This is a genomic window from Tessaracoccus zhenghani, assembly GCF_054552775.1.
This window is the reverse complement of the sequence record NZ_CM137275.1, coordinates 389,937-410,129: the sequence shown is the minus strand read 5'-3', so window position 1 is coordinate 410,129 and position 20,193 is coordinate 389,937. Positions and strand designations below refer to the sequence as shown.

The 20,193-nt window shown below is 68.6% G+C and carries 14 protein-coding genes; 10 read left to right on the top strand and 4 right to left on the bottom strand.

The features are described 5' to 3' along the window. Nucleotides 1-93: 93 nt before the first annotated feature. From ACX1DX_RS01985 to ACX1DX_RS01975, 3 genes are all read left to right on the top strand, one after another. Nucleotides 94-1,431: a zinc-dependent metalloprotease gene (locus ACX1DX_RS01985; protein WP_459397486.1), complete on the top strand. Its 1,338-nt coding sequence runs from the start codon at nt 94-96 to the stop codon at nt 1,429-1,431. Nucleotides 1,432-1,631: 200 nt separating this feature from the next. Then, nucleotides 1,632-1,793, top strand: a complete 162-nt coding sequence (locus ACX1DX_RS01980; protein ID WP_182764892.1) for a DUF5679 domain-containing protein — start codon at nt 1,632-1,634, stop codon at nt 1,791-1,793. Between the two features lie 185 nt (nt 1,794-1,978). Beyond that, complete coding sequence (locus ACX1DX_RS01975) at nt 1,979-2,503, top strand: hypothetical protein (protein ID WP_182764893.1); 525 nt, start codon at nt 1,979-1,981, stop codon at nt 2,501-2,503. On the opposite strand, the gene ACX1DX_RS01970 is transcribed toward ACX1DX_RS01975, so the two are convergent. Then, entirely contained in the window at nt 2,491-4,581 is a 2,091-nt protein-coding gene (locus ACX1DX_RS01970) for an ATP-dependent DNA helicase UvrD2 (protein WP_459397485.1), read from the bottom strand. The two genes, ACX1DX_RS01975 and ACX1DX_RS01970, sit on opposite strands and share 13 nt — an antisense overlap. Here ACX1DX_RS01970 and ACX1DX_RS01965 point away from each other — a divergent pair. Genes ACX1DX_RS01965 through recD form a run of 3 tightly spaced genes read left to right on the top strand, consistent with a single transcriptional unit; the run spans nt 4,580 to nt 12,430 of the window. Further along, nucleotides 4,580-7,585: an exodeoxyribonuclease V subunit gamma gene (locus ACX1DX_RS01965; RefSeq protein ID WP_459397484.1), complete on the top strand. Its 3,006-nt coding sequence runs from the start codon at nt 4,580-4,582 to the stop codon at nt 7,583-7,585. The genes ACX1DX_RS01970 and ACX1DX_RS01965 overlap by 2 nt on opposite strands. Beyond that, the gene (locus tag ACX1DX_RS01960) at nt 7,582-10,692 is read left to right on the top strand and encodes a UvrD-helicase domain-containing protein (RefSeq protein WP_459397483.1); all 3,111 of its coding nucleotides are present in this window, start codon (nt 7,582-7,584) and stop codon (nt 10,690-10,692) included. The genes ACX1DX_RS01965 and ACX1DX_RS01960 overlap by 4 nt, the downstream gene beginning before the upstream one ends. Further along, nucleotides 10,685-12,430: an exodeoxyribonuclease V subunit alpha gene (recD, locus tag ACX1DX_RS01955; protein ID WP_076063255.1), complete on the top strand. Its 1,746-nt coding sequence runs from the start codon at nt 10,685-10,687 to the stop codon at nt 12,428-12,430. Before ACX1DX_RS01960 ends, recD begins: the two co-directional genes overlap by 8 nt. 6 nt (nt 12,431-12,436) lie before the next feature. On the opposite strand, the gene ACX1DX_RS01950 is transcribed toward recD, so the two are convergent. Continuing rightward, nucleotides 12,437-13,630 carry an amino acid aminotransferase gene (locus tag ACX1DX_RS01950; RefSeq protein WP_076063257.1) on the bottom strand — a complete coding sequence of 398 codons (1,194 nt, stop codon included), beginning with the start codon at nt 13,628-13,630 and terminating at the stop codon, nt 12,437-12,439. A 112-nt stretch (nt 13,631-13,742) separates the two neighbouring features. Between ACX1DX_RS01950 and ACX1DX_RS01945 the strand changes: the two genes are divergently transcribed. The 3 genes from ACX1DX_RS01945 to ACX1DX_RS01935 all read left to right on the top strand — a co-directional run bounded on the left by ACX1DX_RS01945 (nt 13,743) and on the right by ACX1DX_RS01935 (nt 16,690). After that, on the top strand, nt 13,743-14,885 hold the full coding sequence (locus tag ACX1DX_RS01945) for a carboxylate-amine ligase (protein WP_076063259.1): 1,143 nt from the start codon (nt 13,743-13,745) through the stop codon (nt 14,883-14,885). Continuing rightward, nucleotides 14,882-15,625: a glutamine amidotransferase gene (locus tag ACX1DX_RS01940; RefSeq protein WP_076063261.1), complete on the top strand. Its 744-nt coding sequence runs from the start codon at nt 14,882-14,884 to the stop codon at nt 15,623-15,625. The genes ACX1DX_RS01945 and ACX1DX_RS01940 overlap by 4 nt, the downstream gene beginning before the upstream one ends. A gap of 75 nt (nt 15,626-15,700) precedes the next feature. Then, nucleotides 15,701-16,690, top strand: a complete 990-nt coding sequence (locus ACX1DX_RS01935; RefSeq protein ID WP_459397482.1) for a bactofilin family protein — start codon at nt 15,701-15,703, stop codon at nt 16,688-16,690. A gap of 56 nt (nt 16,691-16,746) precedes the next feature. Here ACX1DX_RS01935 and ACX1DX_RS01930 read toward each other — a convergent pair whose 3' ends face one another. Continuing rightward, the gene (locus tag ACX1DX_RS01930; RefSeq protein ID WP_076063266.1) at nt 16,747-18,120 is read right to left on the bottom strand and encodes an RNA polymerase sigma factor; all 1,374 of its coding nucleotides are present in this window, start codon (nt 18,118-18,120) and stop codon (nt 16,747-16,749) included. A gap of 219 nt (nt 18,121-18,339) precedes the next feature. Between ACX1DX_RS01930 and ACX1DX_RS01925 the strand changes: the two genes are divergently transcribed. Then, nucleotides 18,340-19,272 carry a sigma-70 family RNA polymerase sigma factor gene (locus tag ACX1DX_RS01925; protein WP_076063267.1) on the top strand — a complete coding sequence of 311 codons (933 nt, stop codon included), beginning with the start codon at nt 18,340-18,342 and terminating at the stop codon, nt 19,270-19,272. 63 nt (nt 19,273-19,335) lie between these two features. Here the strand turns inward: ACX1DX_RS01925 and ACX1DX_RS01920 are convergent, their stop codons facing one another. Next, the gene (locus ACX1DX_RS01920; protein WP_459397481.1) at nt 19,336-20,184 is read right to left on the bottom strand and encodes an acyl-CoA thioesterase; all 849 of its coding nucleotides are present in this window, start codon (nt 20,182-20,184) and stop codon (nt 19,336-19,338) included. Between the last annotated feature and the right edge of the window lie 9 nt (nt 20,185-20,193).

Here is a 20,193-nt window from a genome sequence, read left to right as displayed (position 1 = left end):
GACTGCCGTCACACTACCAACCGTCGGCAAGCGGTCGCGCGGCGCTTGCCCCATGCGGAACAATGGCCTGTATCGGTGCACAGGAGGAAACTGATGTCCAACCCCTCGTTCGGTCCTTTCGACTTCGAGCAGCTGCGCAAGATGCTGGAGCAACTCGGGCTGGGTGATGCCGACAACCTGAATCTTGAAGACCTGGTGGCGCACGTTCAGAAGATGCAGGCTTCCGGCGGTGGCTTCATGTTCGGCATGACCGCCGCGGACCGCGATCCGGACGCCGCCTGGCGCACCACGCTCACCGCCGCCAAGCATCTGGCTGCGGAGGCGGGCGGGGACCCGGAGCTGCGGCCGGAGGAGCGCTCCGCCATCGTCGACGCTGAGCGGCTCGCCCAGAACTGGCTCTCGCCCATCACCACCTTCTCCGAGACGGGCCGCCCTGCCCGGGCGCTGACCAAGGGCGCGTGGCTCGACGAGACCGGTGACGGCTGGCGTGCGGTGATAGATCCCATCATCGACGGCCTGGCGGATGCCCTGCGCCGCGGTAGCGGGGCCGAGCAGGACGAAGACCTCCAGCCGCTCGCCCAGATGATGGGCCCCATGATGAAGCAGTCGGCCTCCCTGATCTACCGCGACCGCCTGAAGCGGGAACTGGCCCGAGTGGCCGGCGACATCCTCACCGGCACGGAGATCGGCTTCAACCTTCTGGGCTCCAACGACGTGGTGATGGTGCCGGTCAACGTCGCCCAGTTCACCCAGGACCTCGACGCCAGCGACACCGACGTGACGCTGTACCTGCTGCTCCGTGAGGCAGCCAGGCAGCGGCTCTTCCACGCCGTCGGCTGGTTGTCACCCCAGCTCAGCGCGCTGCTCGCCCACTACGCGCGCGAGATCACCATCGACTTCGACGCGATCGCGGAATCCCTGCGGCCGGAGAGCCTGGAGCAACTGACCATGGAGGACATGGTGGCAGTGGGCGAACAGGTCCGCGGTTCCTTCTTCCAGCCGGCCAGCACGGCCATCCAGGTGGAGATCCTCGAGCGGCTCGAGGTCCTGCTCGCACTGGTCGAGGGATGGGTGGACCACGTGGCCGGACGCGCCGCCGCGCCCTGGATGCCGAACGCGCCGCAACTGGAAGAGGTGCTGCACCGCCGTCGCGGTTCCGCCACACCCGTCACCGGTGTCTTCACCGAGCTGTTGGGCCTGGATCTCCGCCCCCGGCTCGTCCGGGACGCGAAGAACCTGTGGGCCGCCGTCGAACATGCACGGGGCATGGACGGGCGCGACGCGGTCTGGGGCCATCCCGATCTGCTGCCCACGCGGGCGCATCTGGAGGACCCGCTCTCCTTCACGGCCGGCACCGCTCACGCAGAGCCGGAAGAGGACGAGATGGACGCGGAATTGCGCAAGTTGCTGGGCGGGGACTCCCCGCGCTGACACTTGCTCCTTGACGCGGCTCACCGTCGCACGGTTAACTCAGCACAGGAGTCCCGGGGTCGAATTCGCAGGGGAAGGCGGATCACGAACCCGGGATTCCGCTTCTACAGGCGCGGTGTGTCATACCAACAGAGCTTGTCGCCCCGCTACAGTGATCAGGGTTGCTGAACCCATCAGCGCCCCAAACAAGGAGGAAATTCATGGCTGCAGAGACCTGGGAAGGTTCTTTCTACTGCGTCAAGTGCAAGGACAAGCGCGACGCGAAGGGCGAGGTCGTCGTCAACGCCAAGGGCACCAAGATGGCCAAGGGCAAGTGCCCGGTGTGTGGCACCAACCTGAACCGCATCCTCGGCAAGGCCTGAGCCCGAACACAGCTTGACGGGGCGGCAGCGTGACGCTGCCGCCCCGTAGCTTTGCCCCCGGGTGTTGTCCGCCGGCGTCCAGGTGTTGTCCGACGGGGTCCAGGTGTTGTCCGTTGCCTCCCCGGTGTTGTCCGTTGGCACCGACGCCAGGGTGATGGCCGCTGCCGGCCACCAGAGTGTCCCCCATGACCTTCAGCACCCCCGTCCTCACCGTCCTCGGGTCGCCCACCCGTACAGCTCCGATCGCCGCCGGGCTCCAGCGCGCGGGCCTGTTCACCAGGACCGTCACCCCTAAGGCGGCCCACCGGTCGCCCGGTACCACGTCCGCGTCCGCGCTGGCGATCCTCACCTGGCCGCCGGGCCGCCATCCGGTTCTCGAGTCAGAGATCTACGGCGCCGAGACAGGGGCCCTGCATGTGTGGTGGCACGCGAGGGGCGCCGCCGTGGGGCCATACGTCGCACCTGGCTTCGGCCCCTGCCCCGCCTGCCTGTCCTCTGCGGAGCGCACACCATCCGAACGGGGAGCGCTGACGGAATTGACAGCCTGGGCTTCGGCATGGACCGCCCTGCAGGCTCTGGCACTGCTGCGGCACGGCACGACAGACCTGATGGGCTCCACGTGGATGTGGAACATCGACGAGCCGGGTCTCAGCCTCTTCACCTGGCCCTGGCGCGCCGACTGCCGCACCCGGGGCTGTCACGACTCCTGATGCTGGCGCACGATGGTCAGGGCACCCTCGCCGTACTTGCTGAGCTTGGACTGGCCGATTCCCGGCAGCTTCAACAATTGGGCAGGGCTGGTGGGTGCCGCTTCGGCGATGGCCTGCAGCGTCGCGTCGGTGAAGATCACGAATGCCGGCATCCGCGTCTCCTCCGCCACCTGCTTGCGCCAGGTGCGCAACGCCTCGAACAGGCCCTCGTCGTAGGACACCTCGCAGTCGGTGTGACGGTTCAGTTTCCGCTCCGCCGCCGTGTGGAGCGGGTTGCCGCACACCCGGCAGGTGCGGGAGCGCGCGGAGGTGGTCTTGCGCGCGGGGGTCGTTTCCACCGGGCCGCTCACCTGGTCTGCGATGAAACGGGAGCGGGTGGCCTTGCCCCTCGACGCCGCCCAACTGATGCGCAGGTCGCGCCGCGCGCGGGTGAACCCCACGTAGAGCAGGCGACATTCCTCTGACAGCGCAGGTTCCTCCTGGGCCAACACGAACGGGATCATCCCCTCGCGGACTCCGACGATGGCCACGGCGTCCCACTCGAGCCCCTTCGCTGCGTGCAGTGTGGAGAGCGTGACGGCATCCGCCACCGGTGCGGCCTGCCAACTGGCCCTTTCCTGCAACCAGGTGGCGGCATCCACCCCGGACCAGTCCTCCCGCTTGCCCGTCTCCTCCGCCACCATCGCGCGCAGCGCCGTCAACGACTCCCACCGCTCGCGCTGCTTGCCCTGGCCGGACGGGGCCTCGGGCTTCCATCCCAGCCCGCGCAGAACGGCGTCAATGATCACGCCGGGCTGGGCTTCCTCGTCGCGCTGGGAGGAGCGACCGAACTCCACGATGGCCTGGCGAACCTCCGCGCGGTCGTAGAACCGCTCGGTGCCGCGCACCGTGTAGGGGATGCCACGTTCGGTGAGCGCCGCTTCCAGTGAGGGCGACTGGGCGTTGATGCGGTACAGCACCGCCATCTCGGACCACCTCGTGCCGGCGCCATGGCGGACCTTCAGCCAATCGGCGACATCGGCCGCCTCAGTCGCCTCATCCGGTGCCGCCTGGAACGACGGCGCCGGCCCGGTGTCCCTGGTGGCCTTGAGCGCCCCGGGCGCGCCGCCGCTCACCCGGAGGATCTTGTTGGCCGACGCCACCACCTGCGGGCTGGACCGGTAGTTGCGCACGAGCCGCACCGTCCGGGCGGAGGGGTCCTCATCGGCGAACCGGAGCAGGTAGCCGGCATCGGCACCCGCGAAGGAGTGGATGGCCTGGTTCGCGTCGCCCACCACACACACGTCCGGCCTGCCGTCCACCCACAACTGGATGAGGCGGTGCTGCAGCGCGGAGACGTCCTGGTACTCGTCCACGACGAAGTGGCGGTAGGTGGCGCGGATGGTCTCTGCGATCTCCGCATGCTCGCTGAGGAGCACCGCGTTGCACAGCAGGATGTCGTTGAAATCGACGGTGCCCTCGGTGAGCTTGGCCTTCTCGTACAGCGTCATCACGTTGGCCACCTGGGACGGGGCGGCGCCGTTGACGGAACGTCCCTCTGCCATGTCCACGTACTGCGCCGGGGCGACGTTGCTGGTCTTGGCCCAGCTGATCTCCGCGTCGAGGTCTCGCACCAGCGCCGTGTCGGAACTGCCCAGCACCTGGTGGGCGGCGCGCGCCACCAGACCGAACGTGTTCTGTGCGACGGAGGGGAAGGCGACACCGTAGGCCTGCGGCCAGAAGAACTGGCACTGCCGCAGCGCGGCCGAGTGGATGGTGCGCGCCTGCGCACCCCTGACCCCCAGCCCCGCCAGACGGGAGCGCATCTCGCCGGCAGCCCGGGTGGTGAACGTGACTGCGAGCGTGGCCGTGGGCGAATAGCGGCCCTCGCTCACCGCGTGCGCGATGCGATGCGTGATGGCGCGGGTCTTGCCGGTGCCAGCGCCGGCGAGCACCACCACCGGTGAATCCAGCAGGGTCGCGACGGTGCGCTGCTCGGGATCAAGGGCGTCGAGGATGTGGTTGCTCACGGCGTCATTCATACCGTCCCGGGCGGACAAAACGGAATTGTCGGGAGCCACCAGTAGGGTGAACGCCATGACGGTGAGACTGCTGAGAGGAGCCCGGTGGGCAACCCTGGTGGACCATCTCGCACGGGAAATCTCGGCGGCGGCAACAGATCCTTTCCTCACCCTGCGCGTCGTGGTTTCCACCCGGGCCACGGGTCGCGTCCTCGGCCAGGAGGTGGCGGCCCGCCTGGGCATCTCGGCAGGCATCAGCTACCTCTCCCCCGCAGACCTCATGCGGAAACTGGCCCAGCAGGCCGGCGAAGAACGCAACCGTTCCCGCTGGCTGGGCACCCCGCTGGATCTGGCGGTGGCAGACGCCCTCGCCCAGGTGCAGCACCCGCTGGTGGCACGTGCCCTCGCCCCAGATGACACGCGCCCCGGGCGGCGTCGGGCCACCGCCATCCGCATCGCGCGCCTGCTGCGCGGCTATCTGGACCACACGCCCCAGCTCCTTGCCAGCTGGACAGCCGGGGAGGACACGGGCCTCGGAGGGGTCACCATCCCGGACGCGTTGTCCTGGCAGCCCGCACTGTTCCGCGCCGTGACCGACGCGCTGGAACTGGACCCGCTCGTCACGCTCGAGAAGACCTACGAGGCGGCCCGGGCCGACACGGTGCCCACCTTCGTGATCGCGGTGGACGACCTGACCAGGCCGCAGCTGCAGGCCCTCCGCGCACTGGGGGACGGCCCCGGGCTCACCGTCCTGCAACCGGCGGGCTCCGCGGGCGACGGCTGGGCAACCGAGCTCGCCGACGCCGTGGAATCCCTCCCGGACGGAGCCGCTCCCCCGCCCATCGTCTCGGTCCATGATTCCCACGGTGAGGCCAGGCAGGTAGAGGTGCTGCGCGACGAGCTCACGCGCGCCTTCGCCGAAGACCCCTCTCTCGAACCCAGGGAGGTGGCCATCCTCTGCCCACAGCCGGAGCGCTACTCCGCGCTGCTGGATTCCGCCTTCGCCGCCGTCGACGACAAGGCCCATCCCGGCCGCACTCTGCGGGTACAGCCCATCGGCTCGCTGGACGCCAACCCCGTCCTCACCCTCCTCGTCGCGTTGCTGCGCCTGGGCAGGTCCCGGGCCACCGCCAGACAGATCGTGGGGCTGCTCCTCAGCCCTCCCATCGCGCACCGCTGGCATCTGACGGAGCGCCGCGCCGTGGTCGAACTGATCGCCGGTGCGGGCATCCGCTGGGGTCTGGACACCGAACACCGTGCCCTATTCGACCTGTCCGGCGTCGAACAGAACACGTGGGTGCGCGGCATCGACAGGCTCCTCATCGGTCTCGCCGTCGCGCCCGGGACCGACGTGGGGCTCGGCCTGTCCGGGTCCGAAGCGGTCACCGCGTCGGATCTGTCTGTCGTGGGCGCGCTCGTGGAGGTGTTGGCGCGCCTCCGGCGCATCGTCGCAGCCACTGCGTCGCCGGCCACGGTGCCGGAGTGGGTGACGCGGTCCAGGGACGCCCTCGGCTCGCTGGTCGGGCTTCCCCGCACGGAGCAATGGCAACTGCTCCACGCGCTGGCGGTGCTCGCCCGTTTCGAGTCGGACCACCAGGGCAACGCCACCGTGCTCACGCCCCACGAGTTCGCCCACCTCCTTGAAGACGCCGCCCGCCCGCCGCGCGCCCGTGTCGCGGCGGGCAACGGCACCCTGCAGGTGATCCCCCTGGGTGAACTGCAGCACGTCGAATTCCGGGTGCTCGCCATGCTGGGCGTCACAGACGACGTGGTGCCCGGGCGCGGCGGCGTCCTGCCTGATTCCGTGGACCTCGGTGATCACGCGCCGGACGTGCGCGCCAGGCGGCTGCGCCAACTCCTCACCCATGCCCGGTCCACGGAGAAACTCCTGATCGTCAGGCAGGCCTCCTCGCAGCGCACCAACCGCAGCACGGCCAAGCCGGTGGCGGTCAGCTGGCTGCTCGAACAGCTCGGCGGGTCCGCCGCGGCGTTCACGCATCCACCCACGGCCACGTCGGAGGCCAACTTCCTCAGCCGGCCCAGCTTCGACCTGCCGGCCCTCGGAGGGGCCGAGTCCCGGCGTGCCAGTGGCTCTGTGGCGCTCACCATCACCGCCCGCCGCCGAACAGAGGCCCGCTCCCGGCAGATGGGCCCTGCCCCGGCCCAGCTCACCCTCTCGCAGCTGGAGCGGTTCCTTCTGGACCCGGCGAAGAGCTTCCTTCGCTCCGCCGGTGGCATCGCTCTCTACGCGGAGCCACAGGTGACGGACGAGATGCCGCTGGAGTCCGGGGGTCTCGAGAAGTGGCAGGTCGTCAACGCGCTGGTGGATTCCTGGAAGAGCGGCACGACGCTCGAATCGGTCGAGAGCTACTTCCGCCAACGCGAAGACCTTCCGCCCCAGCGCATCGGCGACGCGCTGTTCCAGGCCGCAAAGGCGGATGCGGTCCTCCTGTGGAAGAGCGCGTGGGGCGAATGGTCCGGTCCCGTCGCCCGGCACGCGGTGGACCTCGAGCTGGATCTCGGTGGCGCCGGCACGGTCAGGGTGGTGGACGAGGTGTGCACCCGCAGCGGCTTCGCTCTCGTCGCCACGCCCAGCAGGGGCGACCAGAACATCCTGCGGCCATGGCTGGACAGCCTGGCCCTGGCCGCCCAGGGGATCGCCGCCCCCGCCAGATTCCACCGGTTCGTCAAGACGCAGGCCACCCGGTACGCCATTGCTGCAGAAGCCACCCAGGTTGATCCGCCCACGGCACAGGATGCGCTCACCCACCTCACCACCCTGGCCGGTGCCTATGCGCAGGGCCAGCACCGGCTCGTCACCGTGCCCTGCGGGCCGGCCCTCACCTACGCACGCGAGTTCATCGCCGGCAAGTTCCGGGCCGCAGACTGGGGTGGTCCCGTCGGCCACTGGAAGTCCAAGTGGGCGAAGCCCGGCGAGGCCTGGCCGCTGTTCTACGCGGACGACGTGCGCGAACTCCTCACAGACGAGTTGCTCCCGGGAGACCCGGTCAACGGGCAGGTCAGCCCGTTCCAGGCCTGGGCCTGGGAACTGTATGCCCCGCTCGCGAAAGGCTGGTCGTGACCACCTTCGACATCACCGCACCCCTGCCCACCGGCACCGTGCTGCTGGAGGCCAGCGCGGGCACCGGCAAGACGTACACCATCGCCGCGCTCACGGCCCGCTACCTGGCCGAGGAGGGGCTTGACGTCGCTGATCTGCTCCTGATCACCTTCGGCAACCACGCCGCCGGGGAGATGCGTACCAGGGTGTTCGCCCGCCTGCAGCAGGTCATCGCCGACATGGACCGCATCGAGGCCGGGCTGCCGCTCTCCGGAGAGGCCGCCGAAGATCCGGTCGCCCGCCTCCTGGGCACGGCCGACGCGGCGCTCCACCGCGCACGACTGGTGGCCGCCGTCGCCCGCTTCAACGAAGCCACCATCCTGACCACCCACTCCTTCTGTCAGGCCATGCTCCTCGAGCTCGGCATCCTCGGAGACTGGGACCCGGCTGAGACGGTGGGCGCAGACCCGGTGGACCTCGCCCGGGAATGCGCCACGGACATCTACCTGAAGCTCTACCGCGACGAGGAGACGCCGCCCATCACAGCGCAGCAGGCGCTCCTCATCGGGGAGGCCGTCTGCACCAAGAGCCTGCCGCTGCTGCCCACCTCCGGGCCGTACTTCGACTATGCGGAGGCGGTGCGCGAGCTGTATGCCCGCCGCAAGGCCGTCCTGGGCCTCTGCTCCTTCGACGACGTCACCACCCGGTTGCGCTGCCTCCTCTCGGATGCCGTGACCGGGGCGGCCGTCGCCTCGGAGTTGCGGCGCCGTTTCCGGGTGGTCCTGGTGGACGAGTTCCAGGACACAGACCCGGACCAGTGGGCCATCCTCAAGGCCGCTTTCGTGGGCCCGGACCGGCCCACCATCCTCATCGGTGACCCCAAGCAGTCCATCTACGGGTTCCGGGGAGCAGACCTGGGCAGTTACCTCGCCGCCCGCGGGCACGCTGAGTTGGCCAGTCTCGGCACCAACTACCGCACGGACCGGCCGCTGGTGGAGGGGGTGGTCGAGTTGTTCGGCACCACCACGCTCGGCGAGGAGACCGTGACGGTGACCCCTGTGGGCGCCCACCACGGCCCCCGGCATGATGAACTGCCCGCGCACGCCCGCCTCTGGCTCCGAACCGCCGTCTCGGACCAGCTCGGCGACATCGCGGCAGACAGCGCCATCGAGCACGACGTCATCCGGCAGGTGCGCCAGATCCTGGCCCGGGGTTTCGACCCGGCGGACATCGCCATCCTGGTGCGCACCACCGCCCGCGGCAGGGCCATCCGCACCGCGCTCGGGGACGCGGGCCACCCCGCGGTGCTCACCGGCACCCAGTCGGTGTGGTCCCAGCCCGCCAACCGGCACTGGATGACCCTCCTCCGGGCGATGGACGACCCCACCCAGGCCCACATCAGGCTCGCCGCCATGACGCCCCTGATCGGCTCGCCGCTGACGGACCTCCTCTCGGACCGTCCGGAGGAGGCAGCCCGTGTGAGCACCCTGGTGCGGGAACTCGCGCAGCGCTGGCGCGACGGTGGGGTGGCCGCCGTCCGCACCCACCTGCGCACGCACACCGCCCTCGACAGCCGGCTGCTGGCAGAACCGGACGGCGACAGGCTGTTGGCAGACGTGGCCCATCTGGCCGAACTGTTCGACGCGGCCGGAGAAACCACGTTGAGTGCGTTGATCGCCCTCGGCGAGGCGCGCGGCATCCCGGACGACGAGTCGGATTCGTTGAGGGTGGCCACCGACGAGCCGGCCATCCGGGTGATGACGATGCATGCCGCGAAGGGTCTCGAGTTCCCCATCGTGCTGCTGCCGGAGACCGGAGGCGCCCAGGCCCAGCGGCACCGGCCCTTCAGCATCGTCGAACAGGGTCGTCGCCACCTGTACATCGGCCCCAAGCCGCAGTGGAACGACGAGATCACCAGGGATCTCCAGGCGCAGCACCGCGACGAAGAGTTGCGTCTCCTGTACGTCGGGTTCACGCGCGCAGAGCATCTCGCCATCGCGTGGCACATCGCCAAGCCTAAGGGCGCCCGTTCCGACAGCCCGTTGGACGTGCTCCTCACCCGGCTGCCCGCCATCGGCACCGGACGCATCCTGACCACCCCGCTGGATCCGGCGCATCCCGGTCGCGTGGCGGCCCCGGCCCCGTCGAACGCCACGCTGGCGGCAGCCAGATTGCGCCGCAGCATCGACCAGACGTGGCGCCGTACGTCGTACTCGGGTCTCACCCAGGGTCTGCACGAGACGGCGGTGCGCGTCATCACGGATGAAGCCGTTGAGTTCGACGTGGCCCCGCCAGCGGCGTCAGACCCGGCGCTCAGCGCGCCGTCGCCCATGTCCGGCCTTCCCGCGGGTGCAGCCTTCGGCACGTTGGTGCATGAAGTGCTCGAACTCCTGGACTGGACCCCCGGTCGGCTGGAGCCCCACGCTGCGGAACTCCTCCGCGTCATGGGCCCTGCGCACAACCTCGATGAGCAGCAGTCCGCGCAACTGGCGGCGTCGCTCGTGCAGTTGTGCCGCACCCCGCTGCTGCCCCTGTCGCCAGCCGCACTGACGGACGTTCCGCTGGCCAAGCGGCTCCCAGAGCTCGACTTCGACCTGCCTCTGGCAGATGGGGGCACCCCCGCCACGCTGCGTGAACTGGCCGCGTTGATGGCTGAGCACCTGGCTCCTGAAGACCCACTGGCGGCCTACCCGGAGAGGCTGGCCACTTCGGAAGCCGCGGGCGCCGTGCTCAACGGGTTCCTCACCGGATCCATCGACGGTGTCCTCCAACTCGGCGACAGGTTCGTCGTCGTGGACTACAAGACCAACCGGCTCGCACCCACGGCCGGCGACGAGTTGACCCTGGGCCACTACACAGGGCCCGCCATGGCGGAGGCCATGATGCAGGCCCACTACCCGCTCCAGGCCATCCTGTACTGCGCCGCCCTCCACCGCTACCTCGGTCAACGCCTCCCCGGCTATTCCCCCCACACCCATCTGGGCGGCGTGGGCTACCTGTTCGTCCGTGGCATGGCAGGGCAGGACACGCCGGTGGTCGACGGCGCCTCCTGCGGGGTCTTCGGCTGGTTCCCTCCGGCAGAACTGGTCATCGCGGTTTCTGATCTGCTCGGAGGTGCCCATGCGTGAAGTCCCCGTGGCCGCCACCGGCCTGCTGCGCACCTTCTGCGAGGCTGGTTGGCTGGGGTTGATCGATTTCCACCTGGCCAAGCGGCTGGGCGCTCTCAGCGGCGAAGCCGAACCGCAGGTCCTCCTGGCGTTCGCGCTGGCCGCCCGCGAGTTGCGGCTCGGTTCGGTGTGCCTCGATCTGGCGACGGCCGCCTCTGATCTGCGTCCCGAGTCGGACGACGACTCAAACGCCGAAGCCGGGGAGGCGGTCGCCCTCCCCTGGCCCGAGCGCGAGCACTGGATCGAGGCGGTGGCCGGCTCCGCAGCGGTTGCTGACGCCGAGGGTGACGAGAACCGGCCCTTCCGGTTGGATGGCACGTTGCTCTACCTGGACCGGTACTGGCGGCAGGAACGCAGGCTGGCCCAGATCCTGCGACGCCGCAGCTCCCTGCCTGCGCTCGCCTCGCACTCGGAGCCCCCCGCCCCGTTGCCCCGCCCGGACGGCACGGAGCAGGAGGCCGACGCGCACCAGAACGCGGCGGTGCTCGCGGCCCTCAACCACGGCACCACGGTGATCACCGGCGGCCCCGGCACGGGCAAGACCACCATCGTTTCGCGCATCCTGCACGCCTTGGCGCCGCAATCCCCCCGGATCGCGCTCGTGGCGCCCACGGGGAAGGCCGCAGCAAGGCTCCAGCAGGCGGTCCGCGAGCAGGGGCAGGAGCACGGCAGGCTGTGGGGTGGCACCATCCACAAGTTGCTCGGCGCCCGCCCCCGCACCACCCAGATGGAGTTCAACGCGCACAATCCGGTTCCCTATGATCTGGTGGTCGTCGACGAGACCTCCATGGTGTCCCTCGAGCTCATGACGTCGCTCCTGGAGGCAGTGGCGCCCACCACCCGGCTGGTGATGCTGGGAGACCCGCACCAGTTGCGCTCCGTAGAGGCCGGCGCCGTGCTGGCAGACATCGAGCGTGCCCATGATCTGGTGACCGCACCTGGCGGCGCCATCGTCCGGCTGGTGCACAACTACCGCTCGAGGGCGGACATCAACGAGCTTGCAGATGCCATCCTCACCGGCGACTCTGCCCGGGCGCGCCACCTCGTGGAAGAGTCTGAGTCCCTGCGTTTCGTCGAGTTCAGCGGTTCGGCAGACCCGGCGACGCTGACGGAGGTCCGGCACGACGCGCTCGCCACTGCGACGCTCGTCCAGGCGGCAGCCAGGAAGGGCGAGGGCACCGTCGCGAACCGTGCGCTGGAGCGCCACCGGATCCTCTGCGGCCACCGCGAGGGCCCGTTCGGGGTGTCCCACTGGGCGCGTTCCGTGCGCACCTGGCTGGCCACCCAATTGGAGGAGTACGGCTTCGACACGCGTCCCTACGTGGGGCAGCCGCTCCTCATCCAGCGCAACACAGACCTGTTCAGCAACGGCGACACCGCTGTGGTCGTGCAGGACGACGGCGGCCTCATGGCGGTGGTGGACCTGCCGGAGGCGGCGCTGAGGGTGGCGCCGTCGCTCCTCGACGACGCGGCGGATCTGCACGCGATGACCATCCACAAGTCGCAGGGCAGCCAGTTCGCGGAGGTGTCGGTGGTGCTGCCCCCGCCGGGCTCTCCCCTGCTGACGAGGGAGTTGCTCTACACCGCTGTCACCAGGGCGCAGGAACGTGTCACGCTGTATGGCTCGTGGGAGGCACTGGCCACGGCGGTGGAAACGCCCGCTCGCCGGGCCAGCGGCCTCGCCCGCACTGCGGGGTGACGGCGCTCAGCGCACCGCGGCGATCGCGTCGGCAACCTTGCCGAGGTTGCCCTCGTTCAACGCCGCCACGCACATCCGGCCCGAGTCGGTGCCGTAGACGCCGTGATCTTCGCGCATCGCGACCATCTGCTGCTTGGTCAGCCCGGAGTAGCTGAACATGCCGATCTGCTCGGCGATGAACCCCATGTCCGTGATGCCGCGTGCCTCGAGTTGCTGCACCAGGTCCTGACGCAGGCGCTTGATCCGCTCGCGCATCTCGCCGAGTTCCTCGCCCCACTTGGCGCGGAGCGCTGGATCCGACAACACCGCCGCGACGATGGCGGCGCCGTGGGTGGCGGGGTTCGAGTAGTTGGTGCGGATGCAGATCTTGACCTGCGACAGCGTCCGCTTGGCCGCGTCTGCGTCAACGGTCACGATCGACAGTGAGCCGACGCGCTCGCCGTACAGGCTGAGCGACTTCGAGAACGAGGTCGACAGGAAGAACTCCAGACCCGCGTCGACGAAACGGCCGACGACCGCGCCGTCGCGCTCCAGACCGAACCCGAAGCCCTGGTAGGCCATGTCGAGGAACGGCACAAGGTTGCGCTCACGTAGCACCTCGATGACCTGGTCCCACTGTTCCTCGACGAGGTCGTAGCCCGTCGGGTTGTGGCAGCAGGCGTGCAGCACCACGATGGTGCCGGCATCGGCACGTCGGAGGTCTGCGAGCATCCCCTCGAAGTTGAGGCCCTTGGCCTCGGCGTCGTAGTACCGGTAAGTGTCGACGCGGAACCCGGCGCGGCTGAACAGCGCGCGATGGTTCTCCCAGCTGGGGTCTGACAGCAGCACGGTGGCCGACGGGTTCATCTGCTTCAGCAGGTCCGCGCCCACCTTGAGCGCTCCCGTGCCGCCCAGCGACTCCACCGTCACGACGCGGTTCTCAGCCAGCGCGGTGGATTCGGTACCGAAGACGAGTTCCCGCACAGCGTCGCGGTAGGCGGGCATGCCGTCGATGGGGAGGTAGGCCTTGGGCTTGCCCTCCTCCGCGAGACGCTGCTCGGCGATGCGCACACACTCCAGGAGCGGCAGCTTGCCGTGCTCGTTGAGGTAGACGCCCACGCCCAGGTTCACCTTGTCCGGCTTGGTATCGGCGTTGTAGGCCTCGGTCAGTCCGAGGATGGGATCTGCGGGGGCGAGTTCAACGGCATCGAACAACGACATGGGAGACCTCTCTTTCTTGGCGCGTCCCCAAGCCTAACGCCGATGCGCGAAACGACCGGGGGCAATCCACCGCCGTAGACTAATCTGCGCACTAACCGTCCGGGGAGGCCCGATGAAGATCAAGTTCGGCCAGTCGAAGCAGTCCACCATCGGCATCGAGTGGGAACTCGCCATCGTCGACACCACCACCTTTGAGCAGGTGCCGGGCGCGCCGCTACTGCTGGAGAAGGTCGAAGACCCCGTCGACGGCCCCATCCGGGGTGAGTATCTGCAGTCCATGGTGGAGTTCGTCACCGGCGTCCACCCGACGGTGGCCTCTGCCGTGGCGGAGATGGAGCGCCTGCGCGACTGGGCACTCTCCGTCCTCGAACCCCGCGGCATGACCCTGCTGGGGGCGGGTGCCCACCCGTTCGGCAACCCTGCCCACCAGCGTCCCTACGAGAAGCCGCAGTACCGCCGCGTGACGGACCGCAACGGCTGGTGGGGCCAGCAGATGGCCATCAACGGGCTCCACATCCACGTCGGCATCGACAAGAGGGACAAGGCGCTCCCCATCGTCTACGGCCTGTCGCGTTTCACTCCCTACTTCATCGCGCTGTCTGCTTCGTCGCCGTTCTGGCAGGGCGAGGACACGAAGTTCGCCTCGCAGCGCACCATGGTCTTCCAGCAGTTGCCCACCAACGGTCTGCCGTACCACATGGCCGACTGGAAGGAACTCGAAACCTTCGCCTCCCAACTCGAAGGCGCGGGCATGATCCAGAACCCCTCCGAGATCCGATGGGACGTGCGTCCCTCGCAGTGGGGCACGGTCGAGAACCGCATCATGGATTCGGTGCCCACCCTGATGGAGATCGGGGCGTTGGCGGCCCTCAGCCAGACGCTCGTCGAGCGGATGTCGCGGATCCTGGCCAGCGGCGAGGTCCTCGACAGGCTCCCCCACTGGTTCATGCGGGAGAACAAATGGCGGGCTGCCCGCTACGGGCTCTCGGCAGACATCATCAGCGTCCGCAAGGACGAGCACATCATCCATGCCACCGACGGGATCCTCTACTGGCTCGACAAGTTGGGGCCGGTCGCGGAGGATCTGGGCTGTCACGCCCAGTTCGAGCACGTCCGCGAACTGGTCGAGAAGGGCCCCGGCTACCTGCGGCAGCGCCGGGTGGCCGCGGCCACCGATGGCGACATGCGTGCCGTCACCAGATCCATCGTCGACGAACTGCGCGCGGGTAAGCCGCATTTCAAGGAGGCCACGTGAAACCGTTCCTGCTGCTCAGCACCCGGCCGGAGGACGACGCGGCGGAGGGCGAACGCGAGGCGGTGGTGCGGCTCTCCGAACTGACCGACGCAGACCTCGTCCAACTGCGGGTGGAGGATGAGCCCCTGCCCGAACTGGATCTCGACGACTACGCCGGCATCTTCCTCGGCGGAGGTCCCTTCAACGCGAGCGACACTGAGAAGTCGCCACTGCAGCGGCGGGTCGAGGCCGACCTCAACGGGATCATCGACGAGGTGGTGGAGCGCGACTTCCCGTTCCTGGGGCTGTGTTACGGCGTCGGTACCCTCACTGACCGGTTGGGCGGGGTGGTGGACCGCACCTTCGGTGAAGCGGTGGGCACCACGGTGGCCACGGTCACGTCCGAGGGCCACAAGGACCCCATCTTCGACGGCGTCCCGAACCAGTTCGAAGCCTTCGTGGGTCACAAGGAGGCGTGCAGGAGGCTCCCACCCGGCGCCACCCTGCTCGCCACCGGCACCGCGTGCCCCGTGCAGGCGTTCCGGGTGGGGCGCAACGTCTACGCCACCCAGTTCCATCCCGAGCTCGATTCCCGGGGCCTCGCAGACCGGATCCGGATCTACCGTGACGCCGGCTACTTCGAGCCCGCCGAAACCGACACGCTGGTCCACTACGCGCTCACCACGCAACCGACTCCTGCGGTGCACCGGATGCTGACGAACTTCGTCGCGATCGCCAGGATGAGAGATCTCTCATCCTGAACCCATCCACGCTTCAGTGACGCCCGGTTGAGTGGTTCCCACGGCGATCAACGCCGACCGACGAAAGGAACCCCGATGAAGCGACTCCTGAGCGTGGCAGCATCAGCCGCCCTCGCCCTCACCGGCCTGGCGGTCACCGCCCAGACGGCCGCCGCCGACGTCACCTGCACCGGCACACTCTCCGGCCGGAATGTGGGCGACGACAACGTCATCGTCCCCGCCGGCGCCTCCTGCACCCTCACGGACGTGACCACACAGGGCAACGTCATCCTGGGCGCGGGAAGTTCCGTCACCATCAACGGCGGCTACGTCGACGGGAGCGTGCAGGCCGAGAGCAAGTCGCCGGTCTCCGTCGTGGTGCGTTCCGGTGCCCGCGTGAACGGCAACATCCAGGTCAAGTACGCCACCGGCGCCGTCACGATCAACGGCGCCCGCGTGGGTGGGGACGTGCAGCTCTTCGAGAACCGCGCCGCCATCAGCGTCAACAACAACGTCGTCGACGGCAACCTGCAGTGCAAGGAGAATCTCCCGGCCCCGACCGGCGCAGGCAACGTCGTGAAGGGTTCGGCAGAGGACCAGTGCCGCGGCCTCACCGGCACCGCCCCTGCTCCGAGCCCCTCCCCGAGCGCGCCTGCCGTCGACATCTACATCACGCCCGGTGAGCACCTGGTCAACGGCCGCCGCTGGCGCACGGTCTGCGAGCCGTACTCCGCCACTGAGCGGTGCCGCACCGAGATCCAGGCCACCATCGTCAAGTGGGATGACGGCGATGACGACGACCGCGGCCGCTTCGTGCAGGTGAACGGCTGGGCGTTCAACAACCTGACGTACAAGGCCACCGCCCGCTCTATCTGGAAGAACAACCCGCTCGCCGCCAACGGTGTGGTGGGCGGCAGGTACACGTGGACCGACGGCGGCCGCACCTGGCGCACCGAGTGCGACACCGCACTCACCGGCCGCAACGGCTGCCGCACCTACGCCAGCGCAGATGTCGTCGAGAACCGGGGCGGCCGCTACGTCTGGGTGGAGAAGGAGATCCTCAACAACATGGTCCGCTTCAACTGACCCCGCTCACGCAAGAAGGCCACCCGCTCCGGGTGGCCTTCTTGTTTTTGCTGCGGTCAGTCTAGGTAGTCGCGCAGCACCTGCGAGCGCGACGGGTGGCGCAGCTTCGACATGGTCTTGGACTCGATCTGGCGGATGCGCTCACGCGTCACGCCATAGACCTTGCCGATCTCGTCGAGGGTCTTGGGCTGCCCGTCGGTGAGGCCGAAGCGCATCTGGACGACGCCCGCCTCGCGCTCGCTGAGCGTGTCGAGGACGTCGTTGAGCTGCTCCTGCAGCAGCGTGAAATTGACCGCGTCCGCCGGGACGATGGCTTCGGAGTCCTCGATGAGGTCGCCGAACTCGGAGTCGCCGTCCTCGCCGAGCGGGGTGTGCAGTGAGATGGGCTCGCGCCCGTACTTCTGGACCTCGACAACCTTCTCCGGCGTCATGTCCAGTTCGACGGCGAGCTCTTCGGGGGTTGGTTCGCGGCCTAGGTCCTGCAGCATCTGGCGCTGGACGCGGGCGAGCTTGTTGATGACCTCCACCATGTGCACCGGGATACGGATGGTGCGGGCCTGGTCTGCCATGGCGCGCGTGATGGCCTGCTTGATCCACCACGTGGCGTAGGTGGAGAACTTGTAGCCCTTGGTGTAATCGAACTTCTCCACCGCGCGGATCAGGCCGAGGTTGCCCTCCTGAATCAGGTCGAGGAAGAGCATTCCGCGGCCGGTGTAACGCTTGGCCAGCGACACCACCAGGCGGAGGTTGGCCTCCAAGAGGTGGTTCTTGGCGCGGCGGCCGTCCTCGGCGATCCACTGGAAGTCTTCGACGTCCTGGCTCGTGGGGGGCGGGGTGTCCGACGAGAGCTGTTCCTCGGCGAAGAGGCCGGCCTCGATGCGCTTGGCGAGTTCGACTTCCTGGACGGCGTTGAGCAGCGCCACCTTGCCGATCTGCTTGAGGTAGTCCTTGACGGGGTCAGCGGTGGCTCCGGCGGAGACGACCTGCTGTTCGGGTTCGTCCGCGTCGTCCGAATCCGAGAGGGCGAAGCCCTGCTCCTCCTCGACGAGTTCCTTCTCGTCCTTGGCCACTTCGACCTCGTTGAACGTCGCCTCGTCCACGTCGTCGAGCGTGCGCTTCTTTCCGCCCACGGTGAGCACCACGTCGTCTCCATCTCGCTGGAACTGAACCTCGACCTCGCCGGTGGAGGCCTCCGCGATGGTCGGCTCCTTCTTGGCGGAGGCGGCCTTCGCCGCGGTGGTGCGGCGGGTGGCCGTCGTCTTGGTGGCGGCAGCAGTCTTGGCTGCAGCAGGCTTACGCGTGGTGGTCCGCTTCACGGCCGGCGTTTCCTCAGCGGCGGCGCTCTTCGTGCTCCGGCGGGTACGGGGTGTCTTGCCGGTGCCTTCAGCGTTCTCGGTCACTGTGGTCCTCTCGAGGCCGTCGACTGCAATTTGCGCATGCGCCGCCCCGCCTCAGTCAAGGGTGACGCACCGTCCATTCTTGCACGGTGGATGTTCCCCTTCAAACCAATCGGTGGACCCGACCCCCTGGCGCCCTCAGGGATCCGCTGGTACTTGAGGATGATTTCTGTTCCCTGCGGAAAACCGATGGAACCAACTCCGCGCCGCTTTCGTTGATATGGGTGACGACTGGCGAAAGGTCTGAAGAATATGAATCGTACTGCGCGCATGCGAAGCACCGAAGGTATCGAGGGCAAGGACTCCGTTGGCCTGTACCTCGACGCAATTGCCAAGACTCCCCTGCTCTCCGCTGTGGAAGAGGTTGAACTCGCCCGCGCCATCGAGGCCGGGCTCTACGCGCAGAAAATCCTCGACGGTGAGATCGACACCACGGTCAAGGCCACCGAGGACGAACTGCGCGAACTCGCCGCGGAGGGTGAACGTACCGTCCAGCGTTTCGTGAAGGCCAACCTGAGGCTCGTGGTCTCCGTGGCACGCCGCTACGGACGCGCCCAGATGCCGTTGCTCGACCTCGTGCAGGAGGGCAACACCGGCCTGATCCGCGCCGTCGAGAAGTTCGACTACGCCAAGGGCTTCAAGTTCTCTACGTACGCCACCTGGTGGGTACGCCAGGCCATCTCGCGCGGCATCGCCCAGCAGAGCCGCATCGTGCGCCTCCCGGTGCACGTCGCCGAGCAGGTCAACCAGGTCTCGGCCACGCGTCGCAACCTTGAGCGCGAACTGGGCCGGGAACCGGAGATCACTGAGATCGCCGCAGAACTGGGCCTCGAGGAGAGCCGCATCGTGGACCTCCTGCGCTACTCCCGAGACCACGTCTCGCTCGACGCCCCGGTCGAGGCTGACGGCGACACCGCTCTGGGTGACCTGATCGCCCGCGAGACCGCCCCCGGCCCCGACGAGATGGTGCTCGACGCTGAAGAGCGCGCGCGCCTCGAAGGGATGCTTTCAGACCTCGACGAGCGTTCGCAGGACGTGGTGCGCCGCCGCTACGGGCTGCTGGACGGCCGGCAGGCCAAGCTGGCAGACATCGGCAGCCACTGGGGCATCACCGCGGAACGCGTGCGCCAAATCGAGCGTGCCGCGTTGGCGACGATGCGTGAATCGCACGGTATCGCCGCCTGACCGAGCAGGTCACCTCTGATCCGGACACGGTCTGTGCCTTTCCCCCAGGGCACGGGCCGTGTCCTATGTCACGACCCGGATGAGCCCCTCCTGGGCGCAACTGGCCACCGCCTGACCGTCCTGGAACAGCCTGCCGGTGGCGAACCCGCGAGCGTGTGAGGCCGAAGGCGAGAGCATGTCGTACAGCAGCCATTCATCCACCCGCACGGGGCGGTGGAACCACATCACGTGGTCGATGGAGGCCGCCTGCATCTGCGGCGACAGGAACTCCACCTCGTGGGGGACGGTGGTGACGCTGAGGAGCGTGATGTCGCTGAGGTAGGCCAGCACCGCCGCATGCAGCACCGGGTCGTCGGGCATGGGCTGGCGGGTGCGTACCCACGCCTTCATGGAGCCACCGGAATCCGTGCGGTCCGGCCGCGCGGCCAGCCGCACGTCGAGCGCGTCCCATTCGGCCAGCAGCTTGAACGGCGCCCCGAAGCGGCGCTCGAGGACCTCGCGCAGCGGCGGGCTGGCGTCAGGCACGGCGACATCGTGAGGTGGGGAGGCCGAATGGTCCAGGCCCTCCTCGGGTTCTTGGAACGAGGCCGTCATCATGAAGATTTCCCGATCGCCCTGCCGGGTCACGACACGGCGGTTGCTGAACGTGTTCCCGTCGCGCACCAGTTCGACCTCGAAGTCGAGCGGGGCGTCGTTGGCCCCCGGGCGCAGGAAGTAGGCGTTCAGGGAGTGGATCCGCCGGCTGGGTGGGACGGTGCGTGCGGCCGCCACCAGGGTCTGGCCGAGCACCTGCCCCCCGAAGAGCCGCTGAAGATAGGTCTGGGGGTGCGGCCCGCGGAAACTCGACTGCCCGGTCTCTCTGAGGTCGAAAAGGGCAATGAGTTCAGCGACGTCTTTAGGCACGGGTTCCATCGTGCCACA

Coding starts and splice junctions, on each gene's coding strand:
- ACX1DX_RS01985 (WP_459397486.1), top strand. CDS start 94: ATGTCCAACCCCTCGTTCGGTCCTTTCGACTTCGAGCAGCTGCGCAAG.
- ACX1DX_RS01965 (WP_459397484.1), top strand. CDS start 4,580: ATGACGGTGAGACTGCTGAGAGGAGCCCGGTGGGCAACCCTGGTGGAC.
- ACX1DX_RS01980 (WP_182764892.1), top strand. CDS start 1,632: ATGGCTGCAGAGACCTGGGAAGGTTCTTTCTACTGCGTCAAGTGCAAG.
- ACX1DX_RS01970 (WP_459397485.1), bottom strand. CDS start 4,581: ATGGCGTTCACCCTACTGGTGGCTCCCGACAATTCCGTTTTGTCCGCC.
- ACX1DX_RS01945 (WP_076063259.1), top strand. CDS start 13,743: ATGAAGATCAAGTTCGGCCAGTCGAAGCAGTCCACCATCGGCATCGAG.
- ACX1DX_RS01925 (WP_076063267.1), top strand. CDS start 18,340: ATGAATCGTACTGCGCGCATGCGAAGCACCGAAGGTATCGAGGGCAAG.
- ACX1DX_RS01950 (WP_076063257.1), bottom strand. CDS start 13,630: ATGTCGTTGTTCGATGCCGTTGAACTCGCCCCCGCAGATCCCATCCTC.
- ACX1DX_RS01935 (WP_459397482.1), top strand. CDS start 15,701: ATGAAGCGACTCCTGAGCGTGGCAGCATCAGCCGCCCTCGCCCTCACC.
- recD (WP_076063255.1), top strand. CDS start 10,685: ATGCGTGAAGTCCCCGTGGCCGCCACCGGCCTGCTGCGCACCTTCTGC.
- ACX1DX_RS01920 (WP_459397481.1), bottom strand. CDS start 20,184: ATGGAACCCGTGCCTAAAGACGTCGCTGAACTCATTGCCCTTTTCGAC.
- ACX1DX_RS01975 (WP_182764893.1), top strand. CDS start 1,979: ATGACCTTCAGCACCCCCGTCCTCACCGTCCTCGGGTCGCCCACCCGT.